General features: G+C 33.4%; 10 protein-coding genes. 2 read left to right on the top strand and 8 right to left on the bottom strand.

The annotated features are described in order from the left end of the window. Window positions 1-103: 103 nt before the first annotated feature. Window positions 104-2,785 carry a M16 family metallopeptidase gene (locus B3M86_RS12220; RefSeq protein WP_291070506.1) on the top strand — a complete coding sequence of 894 codons (2,682 nt, stop codon included), beginning with the start codon at window positions 104-106 and terminating at the stop codon, window positions 2,783-2,785. 218 nt (window positions 2,786-3,003) lie between these two features. Further along, complete coding sequence (locus tag B3M86_RS12215) at window positions 3,004-4,020, top strand: hypothetical protein (RefSeq protein WP_038331054.1); 1,017 nt, start codon at window positions 3,004-3,006, stop codon at window positions 4,018-4,020. 73 nt (window positions 4,021-4,093) lie between these two features. Here B3M86_RS12215 and B3M86_RS12210 read toward each other — a convergent pair whose 3' ends face one another. The 8 genes from B3M86_RS12210 to B3M86_RS12175 all read right to left on the bottom strand — a co-directional run bounded on the left by B3M86_RS12210 (window position 4,094) and on the right by B3M86_RS12175 (window position 18,781). Further along, complete coding sequence (locus B3M86_RS12210) at window positions 4,094-5,695, bottom strand: class I SAM-dependent methyltransferase (protein ID WP_221853989.1); 1,602 nt, start codon at window positions 5,693-5,695, stop codon at window positions 4,094-4,096. A gap of 129 nt (window positions 5,696-5,824) precedes the next feature. Beyond that, window positions 5,825-6,436, bottom strand: a complete 612-nt coding sequence (locus B3M86_RS12205) for a PepSY-like domain-containing protein (RefSeq protein WP_286495093.1) — start codon at window positions 6,434-6,436, stop codon at window positions 5,825-5,827. A 79-nt stretch (window positions 6,437-6,515) separates the two neighbouring features. Then, entirely contained in the window at window positions 6,516-7,904 is a 1,389-nt protein-coding gene (locus tag B3M86_RS12200; protein WP_291047717.1) for an alpha-amylase family glycosyl hydrolase, read from the bottom strand. Window positions 7,905-7,929: 25 nt separating this feature from the next. After that, window positions 7,930-9,585: an alpha-amylase family glycosyl hydrolase gene (locus tag B3M86_RS12195; protein WP_291047715.1), complete on the bottom strand. Its 1,656-nt coding sequence runs from the start codon at window positions 9,583-9,585 to the stop codon at window positions 7,930-7,932. 69 nt (window positions 9,586-9,654) lie between these two features. Continuing rightward, the gene (locus tag B3M86_RS12190; RefSeq protein WP_221853992.1) at window positions 9,655-11,823 is read right to left on the bottom strand and encodes a glycoside hydrolase family 97 protein; all 2,169 of its coding nucleotides are present in this window, start codon (window positions 11,821-11,823) and stop codon (window positions 9,655-9,657) included. Window positions 11,824-12,138: 315 nt separating this feature from the next. Then, window positions 12,139-14,244 (bottom strand): glycoside hydrolase family 97 protein, encoded by a 2,106-nt coding sequence (locus tag B3M86_RS12185; protein ID WP_219033777.1) that lies wholly within the window; start codon window positions 14,242-14,244, stop codon window positions 12,139-12,141. 107 nt (window positions 14,245-14,351) lie between these two features. Continuing rightward, entirely contained in the window at window positions 14,352-16,208 is a 1,857-nt protein-coding gene (locus B3M86_RS12180; RefSeq protein WP_291047710.1) for a glycoside hydrolase family 13 protein, read from the bottom strand. 275 nt (window positions 16,209-16,483) lie between these two features. After that, complete coding sequence (locus tag B3M86_RS12175) at window positions 16,484-18,781, bottom strand: glycoside hydrolase family 65 protein (RefSeq protein WP_114998830.1); 2,298 nt, start codon at window positions 18,779-18,781, stop codon at window positions 16,484-16,486. Window positions 18,782-18,793: the final 12 nt, after the last annotated feature.

Here is an 18,793-nt window from a genome sequence, read left to right as displayed (position 1 = left end):
TATAGAATTGTATCATCCAATTAATAACTATAAAAATAAATACATGAAAAAAACTTTACTGAGTATATGTCTGGTTTTTGCCTTTGCAAATTCACCATACTTAATGGCTCAAACGAAATCTGGAAACGCAACTTTTGTGACGCAAGTAGAAGGAATTAAGGAATACAAACTACCAAATGGATTACAAGTTTTATTAGTCTCTGATCAATCGCAAAGTAATGTTGTAGTAAATATTGTTTACAATGTTGGTTCTAAACACGAAGGTTACGGTGAAAAAGGAATGGCGCATTTGTTAGAACATATGTTGTTTAAATCAACAAAAAACTTAGGTGATATCAAGAAAATGTTATCTGACAAAGGTGGACGTGCAAATGGAACGACATATTATGATCGTACAAATTATTACGAAGTTTTCCCATCAAGCGACGAAAATTTACGTTGGAGTTTGGAAATGGAAGCTGATCGTATGATTAATGCAACCATTAAACAAGAAGATTTGGACAAAGAATTTTCGGTTGTACGTAATGAATTTGAAATTGGTGAAAATGATCCGTCAAGTGTTTTAATGGAACGCGTTATTTCTGCTGGCTATTTATGGCACAATTACGGAAAATCTACAATTGGATCTAAAGAAGATATTGAGCGTGTAAAAACACCACAGTTGCGCAAATTCTACGAAAAATATTATCAACCAGATAATGCAACCTTAATTATTGCTGGAAAATTTGACGAGAAAAAAACGATGGAATATGTGAATCAGTATTTTGCTTCGATTCCAAAACCAACTCGTGTTTTAGACGAAATTTTAACAGTTGAGCCAGCGCAAGATGGTGAAAAATTTGTTGAAGTAAAACGTGCAGGAGATTCCCAATCTGTTGGTGTAATGTATCACGTTGCAGCATATAGCGATAAAGATTATGCAGCAATTGATGTTTTAAATAATATTTTAACTTCAGATCCTTCGGGATATTTGTACAAATCTTTAGTTGACACACACAAAATTGCTTCAATTTGGGCGTATAGTCCAGAAGTTCGCGATGCGAGTTTCTTCTACATCGGAACTGAAATTCCAAAAGAGAAAAATATCGAGCAAACTAAAAATGATATTCGTTCAGAATTAGACAAAGTTGCTACAATTAATTATACTGATCAAGATGTGCAACGTGCGAAAGCAAGTATTGTGAAAAACATCGAAAATCAAAAAAATAATACGATTAATTATGCCATTGGTTTAACAGAAATTGTTGGTGCTGGTGATTATCGTTTAGGTTTCTTGTACCGCGATAATATCGAGAAAGTAACCAAAGAAGATGTAAAACGTGTTGCTGAAAAATATTTTAGAGCGAATAATAGAACAGTTGGAACTTTTATTCCGACGAAAGATGAAATTCGTGTAAAACCGACTGAATTAACGAATAAACAAATCTCAGATTTAGTTTCGAACTACAAAGGTCGTGCAGTTGAGAAAGAAGCAAAACCATTTGAAGCTTCGATCAAAAATTTGAAAGCTCATTATGCAGAAGGAAAATTGAACAATGGTCTAAAATACGGAATCATCGATAAAGAAATTAAAGGTGAAAAAGTAATTCTTTCGTTTAATTTGCCAGTTTCTAATGAAAAAGATTTGGCAAATAAAGGAATGATTGGTCAACTAACAGCTGAATTGTTAATGTCTGGAACGAAGAATCTAACAAAAGAACAAATCAAAGATCAATTAGATGCTTTAAAATCTTCGGTTGGATTTAGATTTAGTGGACAAAATTTATCTGTAACAATCAATACGTACAAAAATTCATTAGACAAAACTATGGATATCGTACGTCAAATCATTACAGAACCTACTTTCCCAGATGCTGAATTAGCGAAATCTGTAAATGAATATGTAACATATTTGGATGCAAATACAAACGATCCGCAAGCATTAGCCTTCAACGAAATTAGTCGTTTAACATCTAATTATCCTAAATCTTCTATTTTCTACACAGCTTCTTTTGCTGAAACGAAAGATGATTTGAAGAAAATCAAACAAGCTGATTTAGTTGATTTTTATAAAAATATTTTAGGTGCGCAAAATGGTGTTGTTTCTATTGTTGGAACAAATGACAAAGCAAAAGTTGAAAAATTATTGAATGATACTTTTGGTAAATGGAACAGCAAATCGAAGTACGAAAAGGCGTATCCAACTTTTACAGCAACGAAGAAAGAGGATAAACTTTACAACATTCCAGACAAAGAAAATGCTGCTGCAGTTGGATCAATTAACTTCAAAATGAATCGTGAAAGTGCTGATTACGCCGCAATGGTTATGGCAAATGAAATGATTGGAAGTGGAGGATTTTTATCTGCTCGTATTCCAATGCGATTAAGAGAAAAAGAAGGAATCAGCTACGGTGCAGGTTCATTTGTTTCGATTCCAAGCGATCCTAAAAACGATGTTTCTTCTTGGGGATATTATGCATTCTTGAATCCAACAAAACGTGAAGCGGTAGAAAAAGCATTGAAAGAAGAAGTTGCAAAAGCATTGAAAGATGGTTTCACAGCGGACGAATTGAAAACAAATATTGTAAGTTGGAAAAACGGTCGTACGACTTCTTTGGGAACTGACGGAACTTTATTAGGTTTATCGAATGGTTATTTATTGAACGGAATTACGTTTGATGAATTTGATAATTTAGAGAAAAAGGTAGATGCATTGAATATAAACCAAGTAAACGAGGTTTTCAAAAAGTACATTTCTTTGGATAAATTGACTTCTGTTTACACAGGAACTTTTGATAAAAAGTAAATACAATTCATCAAAATAGAAAGAAAGCTTCAGATTATTCTGGAGCTTTTTTTATGATTTATTTAGAATAAAATTCTGTATGATTATTCATTTTCGGTCTAAAATGTGAAAAAATTTGTTAAAAAACCCTCATTTTAACATCATCATAAGTTTTTGGCATCATAATTTCTTAACACTAGAAACAATAAAAAAACAATTAACCTTAAATAATAATTCATATGCAAGGATTAGAAGAAAACAATCAACCAACAAACAAAGGAAAAAACGGTTTAGTAGTTCCTTTGGCATTAGTCGGAATCTTATTAGCAGGAAGTGTAGGATATAATATTTATCAAGCAAACCAAATCGGGAATCTTGAAAAAAATGAATCTTTAAATTCTCAAATCCTTAAAAACGAAACGGGTCAAAAAGATCAAATTCGTAAACAATATGATTCGATTTTAAACGACTATACACAATATAAAGCACGCATCGAAGATCGTAACAATTTATTGAGCGATAAAGAAAATATGATTCAGTTAAAGAATCAAGATATTCAAGAAATTTTAGATAAAGACAATCCAACTGCAGAGGAAATGAATCGTGCTCGTAAAATGATTAACGATTTAGAAGGAAGTGTAAAAAATTACAAATCTGAAGTTGCTCGTTTACAAAAAGAAAATGCAATTCTTGTACGTAGCGTTGACGAATTAAATAATAAAAATTCTGCTTTAACAACAGACAACAACAATTTAAGAGAAAACAATAAAGAGTTAACATATAACTACGAAACAGAAAAAAGTGTTCGTCAAAAAGACAATGCAATTTCGAAAGGAAAGATCAATGAATTAAGTTCAACTTTATCTGTTTCTAATCAACAAATCAAAGGAATTCGTGTAAGAAATAGCGGAAAAGAAGTTGAAAAAACACGTGCAAAACGTATTGATAAAATTCGTGTTTCTTTTGATGTAGATCGTAATTCGAGAACAGAATCTGGAGACAAAAAATTATATGTTGCTATCTATAATCCTGACGGAACATTAGGAAGATATGGAAATGCGCAAGGCGGACAAATTGAATTGAGATCTGGAGATACAGTTAATTTCTCTGATGCAATCAACTTTAATTACACAAACGGACAAACAAAAAATATTACGTTTGATTGGGAAAACGAGGAATTCCAAAAAGGAGTTTACACGTTCAATGTTTACGAAAATGGATTTAAGATTAGTCAAGCAAAAATAACCCTAAACTAATTATTGACACAAGACTAACCAAGAAAGCTCAGCAATTGCTGAGCTTTTTTTGATTTAATATATCTTTTAAATATTATCGTTTCAAAAGATTGATACTAACAGTTGCCAATTCACTGTTTGGATATTTTTTGAACAATGTTTTATCTGGAACTAAACCAGTTTCTTGACAAATTCGATGAAAAACATCGACTTCTACAATATATTGATCCGAAAATCCATGCGTTGCATCATACGCTGTTGCAGGTGTATTTCCTAAATTCTCCGCCGTTAAATCTGGAGCAATCGTATGTAATTCGATCAATAACAAACCAAATTTATCTACATAAGGCGCCCATTTTTTGAGATGATTCAATAAATTTTGTTCCACATCATTATTTGACAATCGTTTTCCTCTAAACGCAAAAGCTCCTGTAGAAGCACTAATTCGATTTGTTTTGATATCTTCTACATCTTCCCAAATTCGATTATGATCTAAAAATGTTCTAATGTTTAATAAATCACTCAACTCTATTGAATAATCATTTTTCAAATCTGTTGCCAAACGATCTGGATCACCAATATCACCCCAAATCACTTTTGCCCAAATATCATTTTTAATTAAATTGGCACGCGTTACTTTCAGCGCTGCTTGATTATAATCTGCACCAACCAAAAAAAGTGGATATTCGTCGAGATGTTTTCCCCGTAAGGTTTGACGTTCTATCACATCATACAAATGTTGTAAAAGCGCTCCATTCCCGCATCCCATATCCAAAATTCCTTTCGGTTGCTCTTCTATTGGACGATTAAAAATATCTACAATAAACTCATCAATCACTTTGAAATAAGTGGAATGCGCTCCTCCACTACCCCAAACATTCATTTCGCGATTCACGTGTTGTTCATCTTCGCCTTCGGTAATTTCACGCAATTTTGTTGGCGAACCAAAAAGCAAATCATTCAACTTCGCGAACATTGGTAAATAAGAAACTGTAACACCATAAGATGTTGCACGGCGCGCAAAAAATAATCCTATTTCTGTGAATTTATAGTTTTTTTCGTGTTTTGTAAACCAACCTAATTCGGTTAATCGTTCCAATATTTTCTCGAAAGTTTGTGGGTTTTTGTGAAATTCATCTGGATTGAAAGAAGCTTCCATAAAGTATTTATGAAACAAACCACTCATTCCCATTCGCACAATAATTGGTCCAACTAAAACGCCTTCGATATGTTTGGTAATTTGATAATGCAAAGGTTTTTCAAGAAACTCTTCGTCGTCAGCAGTCATCAAATAAGTTTTATATTTATCAAATAATTTAATCCATTTTTTACAAAATTCATCCGAAAAATCATGTTGATTAATTACTTCATTTTCTGCCAAAAAAACAGCTAAATCATGGTAAATATCAACATTAGTAAATGCGCGATCTGAATATTTATTGGTTTGAATCTCGACGCTATTTTCTGCATTATTCACTGAATATTCTAACATATTCTGCGAAGCCAACACACGCAAAGCAACATTTAGATAACCTTCGTTTGCCTGAAATTCGTTTGTCAATTCTTCTAACTGTATAGTTTTACGCTCGACGATATAATGCAAAGCTCCTTTTTTAGCCAAAGCACTTAATACCGGAGCCGTTACCAAACCATCGAGATGTCTAAAAATTAACGATCTCAAATATTTTTTATCCATTTTGGGCGATTTTTTCTACTATAAATATATTGAAAATTGCGAAAAGTTGATGTGAAGGTTATTGTAAAATTTTAAAAATTAGAAATTAAAAAAAACCTCATCTATTGACAAGGTTTTTGATGTATTTGATTAATCAATTTTGATAAAATTACCATTCAAATCAAATTTCAAATCGACATTATTTTGTAACAATTCTACTTTTATTTCTTTGTCTTTTGTATCCATTTCAATTGATTTCGCATCGATTTTAGGATATTTTGATTGAAGATATTTTTGAATATTATCTGGGAAAAATTTAATCGGAATCGCTTTTCCTAAACCATTTTTCACCTCCTTCCAATCACCATTATCTGTAAATTCTATTTTTGTTCCGTCTTTCAACTGAATATTATATGTTGTGATATTGCGTTCAACTTCTTTTATCGCATTCACAAACTCCATATTACCAAAGTTTTTCGAAACAAAATTTTGTGCATTAATAGGTAAACTATTTGCTGAAATCACCGTTTCATTTGGATCAATATTTACCGTTTTTTGTTGACCATTATCTTGTAAAACCTCATAAGTATTTTGTGAAGTCGATGACTCTGGATGATTCGCAATATCACTTTCCGAAACAATTGGCTGTTCTGCAACTTCAGATTTACTTGTGATAACTTCTGAGTTTTCTGTTTTCTTCGATTCACACGAAGAGAAAACTAAGCTTAAAATGGCGGCTGTTGATAAAATTATTTTTCTCATGATTTGGATTTTAAACGTTTATCAACAAGCATTATACCATAAAAAAAGCTGATTAAAAATTTAACCAGCTTTTAAGAATTTATTTTTTCTTCTGAACTAAAATCAGGTATTCCCAAGGTTTTAATTTCAGTTTTGTTGTTGCATCAAATGTAACATCTTCGTTGTTCATAAAGTTTTTGTACACACCATTAATTGGAACTATAATTTCTTTATTTGCTTTCGTAAAATTCGCAATAAAATAAGCTTCTGTCGTATTTTTATGACGTTTGAACGCTAAGATAGATTTATCATCAGATGTTTTCAAACGTTCGTAAGAAGCCGCTTTTTTCGCTCCATTAAATGCTTCATTTGTGATTTTAAGTTCTCCTAACTTTTCATAAACGCCACGCATTTTTGCTGTTGGATTACGATCAATAGAATCTTTGACAAAGAATTTTAAACGACGATTAAAATCTTCTTCTTGTCCATTATAAATCAATGGAATTCCAGGTAAAGTATACGTTAATGCAGCAAATGTTTCTACCGCATCACCCATTCTTTCGTATTCAGTTCCAGCCCAAGAATTTTCGTCATGATTTGATGTGAATAATAATTTGTAATCATCTGCTTGCCATTTTTTCGGAATCGAATCCATGTACGCATCAATCGCAGAAACATTCTTTTTACCTTTTGCAATATCATTCATGATATGATGAATTTCCCATCCGTAAGCGGCGTCAAATGCATCATTTGCTAATAATTCTGGTTTCTCCGTTTCAGCTAACATAAAAATTTCGCGACCATTTGCCAATTGCGGTTTTGCTTCATTCCAAAAATCTGTCGGAACTTCGTGCGCCATATCACAACGGAAACCATCAATTTTGAAATCATCTAACCAATATTTCATATCGGCAATCATCTGTTTGCGCATTTCTTTGTTATCGAAATTTAATGCCACAACATCCGACCAATCGTAAGGAGAATGCATTTTTCCGTTCTTATCTTGTTCGTACCAATCGGGATGTTGTTTTACCCAAGGATGATCCCAAGCCGTGTGATTCGCAACCCAATCCAAAATCACATAGATTCCGTTTTTGTGCGCTTCATCAACTAATTTCTTAAAATCTTCGGCATTTCCAAATTCTGGATTGATTCCTCTATAATCTTTGATCGAATAATACGAACCTAAACCTTCTTTTCGATTTTCTTCTCCAATTGGATAAATAGGCATAATCCAAAGGATTTTAACACCTAATTTTTTGATATTCGAAATCTCATTTGTTACCGCAGCAAAAGTTCCTTCTGGCGAAAATTGACGAACATTCACTTCATAAATCACAGAAGTTTCCGCCATATCAGCCGTAAAAGGCAAAATACTTTGTTCTTTCCTTTCTTTTTTAACGTCTTCTGACTTTGTTTCCTTTTTGCTTTCACAACTTGTCAAAAACAAAGTTGTTATCAAGGTTAAACCAACTATTTTTTTTATCATTTTTCTTCTATTACTTCTCAAAAAATTAATTCACTTTTTCCAATAATACAATATCAGAAGTCGTATTCAATTCTAAATTTCCGTTCACAACTTTTCCTGAAAAACCTGAATAAGCATCGCGAATTTTAGTACCATCTTTCCAGATAGAACTTACATTAATTGTTTTTTTACCAATTGGCATTTCCAATCCAATCACCACTTCGTCTGTTTTATATTTTCTTGTAAAAATATACGGAGAATTTTGCAAATCTGTTTGATTTCCTGCTCCAACCGCTGGATGATCTCGTCTAAATTGTCCTAATTTTTGGTAATGATTCAATAATGATTCCGTTTCTGAATTTGGTTTAATAACTTCCCAGTTCATATTCGAACGAAGATTTGCATCTCCATCAACACCTTCAATCTCTAACGGACGAGCCGTTTCGTCTCCATAATAAATTTGCGAAATCCCTGGCGCCAATAACAATCGAGTTCCTGCATCCCAAGGATTTTGACGATTTTTATCAAAAGGCGAACCGTCATCGTGCGAGGTAATGTAGCTCATCACAGACTTTCCTTTCATCTTATTTTGAAGAATATCATTGTATCGATCAAAAACAGTTTGATTAGATTCTTTTTGAGTTGAACGCAAATCGAAATTGATTAATGCATCAAATCCATTCTCGAAATAATTAACTGTTTTATCAGGAAAATTATATTGCTGACCATCATTAATCGAATATCCATAAACTTCTCCTAACAAGAAAAACTTATTTTGATCCAATACTTTTGTAGGATTATTCGTTTTATATTCTGCGAAAGCATCTTGACAAATTTCTTCGAATTTCTTCCAAACATTTTCTTCCGTATGTTTCACCGTATCGACACGATAACCATCAATTCCATACTTTCTAATATAATCTGAAAGCCATTTCATAATATAATATTTCGGTGCTTTTGGAAGATTATATTTCGCGAAAAAAGCATTCAATTCAGCAACTTCTTTGTCTAAACGACCTTCTTGCGACCATTTTGCTAACAATTGCGGGGGCAACATCACATCATTTTCTGATTCCGTTAAAATGTCTGGAAGATTTTTTACCAACGTACATTCAATCGTCGTTTTGTAAGACTCATAAGTACATTGTGGCGAAACACGAACCCAATCAGCAGGAAACACACCATCCGAATTTGTAACTGGACCTGTGTGATTAATCACCGCGTCCAACATAATACGAATGCCTTTCGCATGTGCTTTGTCTACTAATTCCTGTAACTCTTTTTCAGTTCCCCAGTTTTTATCAATCGACGTCCAATCTTTTGTCCAATAACCGTGAAATCCATATGTTTTTCCTTGTCCTTCATCAACATATCCATGAATTTGCTCCACAATCGGTGTCATCCAAATCGCATTAACTCCTAAATCTGAAAAATAATTATCTTCGATTTTATTGATTACCCCACGAAAATCTCCTCCTTCAAAACCTCTTAATTTAGATGTTTTAGCAGTTCTCCCGTAATTAACATCATTCTTTTTATCTCCATTCTCGAAACGATCGGTCAATAAAAAATAAATATTTGCACCATTCCAAACAAATAGTTGTTTTTCTGAATGATTTGTCTGCGTAGCTTGTGTTGTTGTTTTTGAACAAGAGCTTAAAAACAATGAAGCTATTCCTAACGTGAAAAGTATTTTTTTCATACTAAAAAGTTTTGAGTAGTAAGTTTTGAGTATTGAGTAACAAGTTTCTCAATACTCATCACTCATTACTTATTTAATTTCTTTGATACTAATTGCAAAACCTCCACCAGCTTGAGATGTTAAATCTAAAACAGATTTTGAATCAACCTTTTTTGTTTCAATTTTATAGGCTTGTGGATTTGTTTTGTAATGCGCATCTTTTGCATCTGCATAAATTTTCGCTTCGTATTTTTTTCCTTTATCTAAGAAATCTAATTTAATTTTTGTTGAACGAGGCGTTTCACCATTTACATTTCCAACAAACCAATTGTTCGAATTTTTATCTTTACGCGCAATTGTTAAATATCTTCCTGGTTCAGCTTCCAAATAATTAGAATCTTGCCAATCTACAGGCACATCTTTGATGAATTGAAATGCATCAGAAAATTGTTTGTAATGCTCGATAATATCAGCAGCCATTTGTAAAGGAGAATACATTGTCACGTATAAAGCCAACTGATTTGCAATCGTAGAATTAACGTGAGAATGATTGTTTGGATTTAATTTTTTCACATCCATTTCGAAAATACCAGGCGTGTAATCCATTGGTCCACCTAATAGACGTGTGAAAGGTAAAACCGTTACGTGATTTGGTTTAGAACCACCGAAAGCTTGGTATTCTGTTCCACGTGCAGATTCGTTTCCGATTAAATTTGGCCATGTACGCGCAACTCCTGTAGGACGAACCGCTTCGTGTGCGTTGACCATTATTTTATAATCAGCCGCTTTTTCGATTGCATATTGATAATGATTAATTGTATTTTGGCTGTAATGATAATCTCCACGAGGAACGATATCACCAACATATCCACTTTTTACAGATGTATAACCATTATCGTTCATGAATTTATATGCTTTATCCAAATGTCTTTCGTAATTACGAATTGATCCCGAAGTTTCGTGATGCATCATAATTTTTACACCTTTTGATTTTGCATATTCATTTAATGCTTTTACATCAAAATCTGGATAAGGCGTTACAAAATCGAACACATAATCTTTGTGATTTCCGAACCAATCTTCCCAACCTTCGTTCCAACCTTCTACCAATACCGCATCGAAACCATGTTTTGCAGCAAAGTCAATGTAATTTTTTACATTTTCGTTATTAGCCGCATGTTTTCCATTTGGTTTTGCGTTTTTATAATCCGTTATTCCTAATTGCACTGTAGAAAAATCGTCTGTATAAGCCCAAGAACCACGACCTGTAATCATTTCCCACCAAATACCTACATACTTCACTGGTTTGATCCATGAAGTATCTTCAATCTTTGATGGTTCATTTAAATTATATACTAATTGTGGCCCTTTAAACGCAATATCTGCCGCATTATCACTTGCAATAACTGTTCTCCAAGGTGTATTAAAAGGCGCTTGTAAATATCCTTTATCACCTAATGCATCAGGCGTTAACCACGATTCAAATACTAAATTTTTATCGTTTAAATTTAGATTCATTGCTGGATAATTGATTAAAGCTGCTTCATGAATGTTGATGTATAATCCATTCTCAGCTTTCATCATTAATGAAGTCTGAACTCCTGTTTTAGAAAATGATTTTTGTGATGCATTTCCAGTATAGGCTTGATCAAATAATCCTCTAATTTCTGATAACTTTGATTCTGTGTAATCATATTCTTGCGTATCATAGTCACCCGGAATCCACCATGTTTTGTGATCTCCTGCCATAGCAAATTGAGAATGCTCTTCTTTTATCACAAAATATTTTAAATTCTTTTGCTCAGGAAATTCGTAACGGAATCCTAAACCATCATCAAATAATCGGAATCTAATCACCATTTGACGATCTGTTTTCGGTTGAGAAACTGTAACTGCTAATTCGTTAAAATTATTTCTGATTTTAGCTACTTCTCCCCAAACTGGTGTCCACGTTTCATCAAAAGTTGAAGTCTTTGTATCTACGATTTGAAAACCAGATACAAAATTTGTAAATGCATTTTTATCTCCGACTTGATTTTCCCATTCAAAACTCATTTGATTGTTCGCTTTAAATTCGAATCCTAAAGTTGAAGGTTTGATGACATCTTTCCCTTTGTATTTTAATTGATACGTTGGTTTTCCATCTTTCGATAAAGAAAAATCTAATTTGAAATTTCCATTTGGTGATTTCAATTCTTGACCGTAAACGACGCTCATCATTGAAATTCCTAACGCTATAATTGATTTTAAGTGTTTCATTATAATTTGTTTATTTTTTATATCTATATTTTTTTGTCTTTTTGAGATTGCCGAAGAATTAATTCTCCAATATTCTTTTCTTGATAAAAAAGTATTCAAATTGTCAAGCTAAATTTATTTCAGCTTCTCATCATCTTTAATTTGATCCTGCACTTCGACTTCGCTCAGTGACCTATTCAAGATTACTTTAAATAACATTCTAAGCTTATCAAAGAAGCTTAAAAATACACTTCGACAAGCTCAGTGTGACAATTTATTAATGAGAATTGAAAGAAGTTCTACGTAAAACGTATCACGTAGAACTTAAAACATTTTCTACTTTATTGGAAAAATCGAAATTGCTGTTCCTCCACTCGCCGCTAAATTCAATTTCAGTTTTGATTTTGAATTTACTTTTACTTTTTTGATGTCGTATGCTTTTGGATTTTTATCCCAATGTGCATTTTTCGCATCTTGGTAAATTGTTGCTTCGTAAGTTACTCCAGGCGTTAAGAAATCTAATTTAATTTCAGTTTTTCGAGGATTTTCATCTGTAATCGCACCTACAAACCAATTCTCCCTTCCTTTTGCTTTACGCGCTACTGTTAAATAATCACCAGGCTCAGCTTCTAAGTATTTTGTATCGTCCCAATCCACTGCCACATCTTTGATGAATTGGAAAGCATCGGCATACTTCTCGTAGTTTTCTGGTAAATCGGCAGCCATTTGTAACGGAGAATATAACGTCACATATAAAGCCAATTGTTTCGCTAAAGTGGTATGCACTTTTGTATCACGACCAACATTATACACTTTCATTTCTGTTTCAAAAATACCAGGCGTATAATCCATAGGACCACCTAACTGACGTGTGAAGGGTAGAATGGTTTCGTGCGCTGGAGGATTTCCATAACTCCATGCATTAAACTCGTTTCCTCTCCCTGCCTCAGCAGCAATATAATTTGGATACGTACGGTGATAACCCGAAGGACGAGAACTCTCGTGTGTATTGACTAAAATTTTATTTTCAGCGAAACGCTCTACCGTCCAATTGAAATGATTGACCATTGTTTGTCCATCGTGATATTCTCCTCTTGGAATGATGCGACCAACATAACCTGTTTTTACTGCAGGATATTCGTAATGTTTCATTACCTCCATTGCACGGTCAAAACGACGTTCGTAGTTGGCTACTGAACCAGAAGTTTCGTGGTGCATAATCATTTTTACACCTTTTGATTTTGCATAAGCAGAAATTTCTTTGATATCGAAATCAGCATAAGGTGTTGTGAAATCGAAAACATCTTCTTTCCAGTTCCCATACCAATCTTCCCATCCTTCATTCCAACCTTCCACTAAAACTCCGTCGAATCCGTGTTTCGCTGCAAAGTCGATGTAACGTTTTGTATTTTCTGTAGTCGCTCCGTGAGGAAATTTAATTGCCTCCTGTCCGACTTGGTTTTGTGCGTTTTGAGTTCCTTGACGATCCCACGTTGATTTCCCAACGTGCATTTCCCACCAAATTCCGACATATTTCATTGGTTTAATCCAAGATGTATCTTCAATTTTTGATGGTTCATTTAAATTTAAAATCATTTGAGGACCTTTCCCTACGATATCTCGGGCATCATCTGATACCATTATTGTACGCCAAGGTGTGTTGAAAGGCGCTTGTAAATAAGCTAAATCTCCAATTGCGTTTGGTGCTAAATGCGATTTGAATTGATAGGAGTTTTTATCAAATTCTAAATGCATTACTGGATAATTAACCACTGCAGCTTCGAAAATATTTAAGTAAATATTATCCGAAGTTTTCATTTGTAATGGCGTTTGAACTGAATTTGGTTTCCCAATTGATTTCACTCCAATCCCATTATTCATATCAATTTTACTGTGATCGATTCCTGAAATCTTCGATTCGATGTATGTATATTCTTGTGTATCGAAATCACCAGGTAACCAAAATGTTTGATGATCTCCTGTTAAATTAAATTGTGTTTTTTCTTCTTTTACGACAAAGTAATTTAAGTTTTGTTGCTTCGGAAATTCATAGCGAAAAGCTACACCTTCATCAAAAACTCGAAACGTAACATTTACATTTCGGTTAGTAGAAGTTTGCGTTAATTGAAACGTACCTTCGTTATGAATATCTTTAATTTCTTTGTATTCTCCTAAAACAGGTTGCCAAGCATCATTTACTGATTTAGTCGTATAATTTGTAACTGTAAATCCGTTTTCTAAAGCTTCTGCATCTTTTAAAATGAAACCTAATGTTGAAGGTTTTACAATTTCTTTTCCTTTATAAGTTACCGAATACGATGGTTGACCATTAGCTGTTAATTCGAAGTTAACTTTTACTTCCTTTGATGGCGATTCAATGATTTGGGCATTTAATGCGCCTATGGCAAGTAAAGTAAATATAGTTGTTGTTAATTTTTTCATTTGCTTTTTACGTTGTACGTGATATGTTTTACGTTATACGATTTTGTTATTCTGAGCTTTTTAAGAATTATAAAAAACATTTCGACAAGCTCAGTGTGACAGTAATTCTATTTCATCAATTCAATAATCATCGAAGATTTTCCATCAATTGTGATTTCACCGTTTGGATGAATTGTGAAATCTTGATTCGATAAAATATCTTTTCCAGTATGATATCCTTTGATCGATTCTTCAAAACGATCCAATTGGAGGGTTTGCTTATCTAATTTATTATTTAAAATCACCATTACCGATTCGTTGTCATTGTATCGGAAATACACATAGACATCATTGATTGGTGCATAATGTTTGGTTTTACCGGAATGAATCACCTCTTTATTTTTACGCCAATTGAATACTTTCGCTGTAAAATCATAGAACGCTTTTTGCGTTGCTGTTCGTGAATTTGGATTAAATGCATTTTGTGTATCAGACTTCCAACCACCAAGAAAATCTTGACGAATTGCTGCATCTCCACCAGTATTTTTATCTCCAGCCATACCGATTTCAGTGCCGTAATAAATTTGTGGAATTCCACGAACCGTTCCGATTAAAGTCGTTGCTAGTTGATACGGCTTAATATCTCCTTTGTAGATTTCGTTCCAACGTTCGGTATCGTGATTTTCAAAAAAGACCAATAAATTATTGATGTCTGGATATAAGAAATCATTCGTGAATGATTCGTAGATTTTCACCAAACCTTTATCCCACGATTCTTCTTCCTGAAAAGCTTTCGTCATATTTGCATACAACGAAAAATCCATCACCGCTGGTAAATTCGAATTGTACCCCGCCATTTCACCGATTTTCGAATCTTTTTGCCAATACGATACATGAGCTGGCGAATGCATCCACGCCTCTCCTACTACATTTAGATTGGGATATTCATCTGTAATTGCTTTTACCCAAGTTGCCATTCCTTCTTTGTTATTGTAAGGATATGTATCTACACGTAAACCTCCTAATTCGGCATATTCTATCCACCAAATGGCATTTTGAGTGATGTACTTTAATACTAATGGATTTGCTTGATTGATGTCTGGCATCGTCGTATCGAACCAACCATTTAATGCGCCTATTTTATCAATCTCTGAAGCATTAGGATCAAATTGGGTTGTTGTTCTATAATTCGAACGACGGAATCCATTTTCTCCTTCTGGAAATGTATGGATCCAATCTTTTGAAGGTAAATCCTGAATCATCCAATGTGAGATTCCCCAGTGATTCGTGACATAATCTTGAATCAAATACATTCCACGTTGATTCAATTTCTGAGACAATTCACGGTATTCTTCGTTTGTCCCGTAACGACCATCAATTTTATATAAATCGGTTTGAGCATACCCGTGATACGAATATTCTTTTTCATTGTCTTCGTTTACTGGAGTTAACCAAACTGCAGTGGCTCCTAAATTTTGGATATAATCTAAGTTGTTGATAATTCCTCGTAAATCTCCTCCGTGACGACCACCTGGCAATTGACGATTAACTTTCTCACGCAATTCTTTTTTCGAATCATTGCTTTCATCTCCATTGGCGAAACGATCCGGCATAATTAAATACACCACATCTTTTGATGAAAACGATGAACGATTCGCTGAATTTGGTTGACGATCTTTTAACTCGTATGTATACGAATCAACGATTTTATTTTTGTTTTTGATGTTAATTTTGAATGATGATTTGTTTACTTCATTCGTATTAATCGTTACAAAAACATAATTTGGATTTTCAGTTTTCTGTAAATTTTGAATTTTTACATTATCCGATAATTCAATATTGTATTTACTAATATCTTTTCCATAAACCAGAATTTGAACTTCTGGATTTTTCATTCCTTTCCACCAAAACATTGGCTCTACTTTTTGAATCTGTGCAAAAGCAAATGTTGATAGGAAAGATGATAATAATAGTATTTTTTTCATGTGTTTTGTTTTTTAGATTCCTCCATTCTGCGGAATGACATTTACTTTATTGTCGTTAATGAACTTGTCATTCTGAGTTTATCAAAGAATCTTTTTAAATTCTCTGTCCAGCTGAACTTGTTTCAGCTTCTCATTCTCTGCTTCATGCGATCCTGAAATGAATTCAGGATGACTTTTTTAAAATACGTTTTCAGAATAAACTTAGAACTTAAAACATCTATTCTAAATAAAAATACCCTGAAAACCGAAGCCTTCAAGGTATTAGATTCCCTTTATTAAATCGAAGGCTGAACAACTACTTTCTGGTCGAAAACATAAACCTCTAACGGTTCTGTTCCTTCCAGTTCAAAAATTGTTTCTCCTTTATTTACAATAACTTTTAGGATTTGATGACGGAAATTGACTTTGAACGAAAAACCTTCCCATTGTTCTGGTAAACGCGGCTCAAAATACAATTGATCGTTTTTCACACGCATTCCACCAAATCCTTCTACAATCGACATCCAAGTTCCAGCCATAGATGTGATGTGTAATCCTTCGTGAACTTCTTTGTTATAATCATCTAAATCTAAACGAGAAGTTCTCAAATAAAATGTATATGCTTGCTCCATTCTTCCTAACGTTGCTGCTTGGATGGAATGAACACAAGGCGATAATGATGATTCGTGAACCGTTAATGGTTCGTAAAAATCAAAATGTTTTTCTAATTGATCTTTCGAAAATTGATCTTCGAAATAATAGAACGATTGTAAAACGTCTGCTTGTTTGATATAAGCTGAACGTAAAATTCTATCCCAAGACCATTTTTGATTAATCGGACGTTCTTCTTTTGGTAATTCAGAAACAGGTGTTAAATCTTTATCCAAGAAACCATCTTGCTGTAAATAAATTCCTAATTCTTCACTGAATGGAAAATAAATATTCTCTGCAACTTCTTTCATTTCTGCTAATTCAGCATCAGTAATACTTCTCTTTGCAGCGATTCGAGCGAAATCCTCTGGATAATTTGTTTTGACGTTTTCAACTTGTTCCAACAAATAATTCATACACCATTGTGCACAATAATTTGAATGGAAATTGTTGTTGACATTATTTTCATATTCGTTAGGTCCCGTAACTCCTAACATCACATATTGTTTTTTGTCGTTTGACCAATTCACACGCTGTTTCCAAAAACGTGCAATTCCTAATAAAACCTCTAAACCAGCTTCTGGAATATACGTTTGATCTCCCGTAAAACGAACATAGTTGTAAATCGCAAATGCAATAGCTCCATTACGGTGAATTTCCTCGAATGTAATTTCCCATTCGTTATGGCATTCTTCACCATTCATCGTAACCATCGGATACAAAGCTGCACCTTTGTTGAAGCCTAATTTTTCTCCATTTTCAATCGCTTTATCCAATTGATTAAAACGATACATTAATAAGTTTCGCGCAACTTCTTGATTTTTTGTTACCATGTAAAATGGCAAACAATATGCTTCTGTATCCCAATATGTAGAACCTCCATATTTCTCTCCCGTAAAGCCTTTTGGACCGATATTCAAACGCTCATCTTTTCCAGAATACGTTTGATTTAATTGAAAAATATTAAAACGAATACCTTGTTGCGCTTTTGTATCACCTTCTATAGTGATATCAGCCATTTCCCAAATCTTTGCCCAAGCTTCTTTTTGGTTTATTAACAATTGTTCATAACCTTGTTCATTTGCTTGAGATAATACATTTTCGGCAGCGTTAATTAATTCATTTTTAGGATGATTTGTCGAAACTACATAACCTCCAAATTTCTCAATTGTCGCGGTATCATTCGCTTTTACCTCAACTTCATATGTAAATTCTACTTTTGTTTCAGTTTTAACATCACTTGTTGGTGTATTTTGTTGATAACTTCCATTTACCAAGATTTTATTCTGCATAAATGTTACGACTTCAAAATGAGTTTTGAACGTACGCGCTTGTACAAAACCTTGTTCACCTTTAATTTCAGAAAAAATTGGTTCCCAAAAAATCTCTTCCCAGTTCGCATCTTCGTTCTTTACAGCTGCATCAACATAAGGTTTGAAGACAATTTTCGCATCATCATTGATTGGTTTGATGTCATATTTAATTGCTCCTAATTCATCTAAATCAGCAGAAAGAAAACGTCGAACAAAAACCTCAATTTCTAATCCTGAAGGTAAAATCGCAATAAATGAACGATCCAATAAACCTTCTTTCATATTCAATTCGCGACGGAAATTTTTAACTTCTTTACAAGTGTTTAAATCAAATTTTTCACCGTTAATTTCGATGTCAATTCCAATCCAAACTGGCGCATTTAATACTTTTGCAAAATATTCTGGATAACCGTTTTTCCACCATCCCACTTTTGTCTTGTCAGGATAATAAACGCCGGCAATATAGCTTCCTTGAAATGTATCACCTGAATAAAATTCTTCGAAATTGGCACGTTGTCCCATTGCTCCATTTCCGATAGAAAATAAACTTTCAGACGATTTTACACGATCTTTTTCAAACCCTTCTTCGATAATTGACCACGCATTCGGGATGATATAATCTTGATTCATTTTGTTTGTTGT

Origin of the sequence: Empedobacter sp. UBA6305, assembly GCF_002440405.1 — a bacterium.
Lineage (GTDB): Bacteria > Bacteroidota > Bacteroidia > Flavobacteriales > Weeksellaceae > Empedobacter > Empedobacter falsenii_B.
The sequence above is the reverse complement of the archived record's forward strand: the minus strand, read 5'-3'. Positions and strand labels throughout refer to the sequence as shown.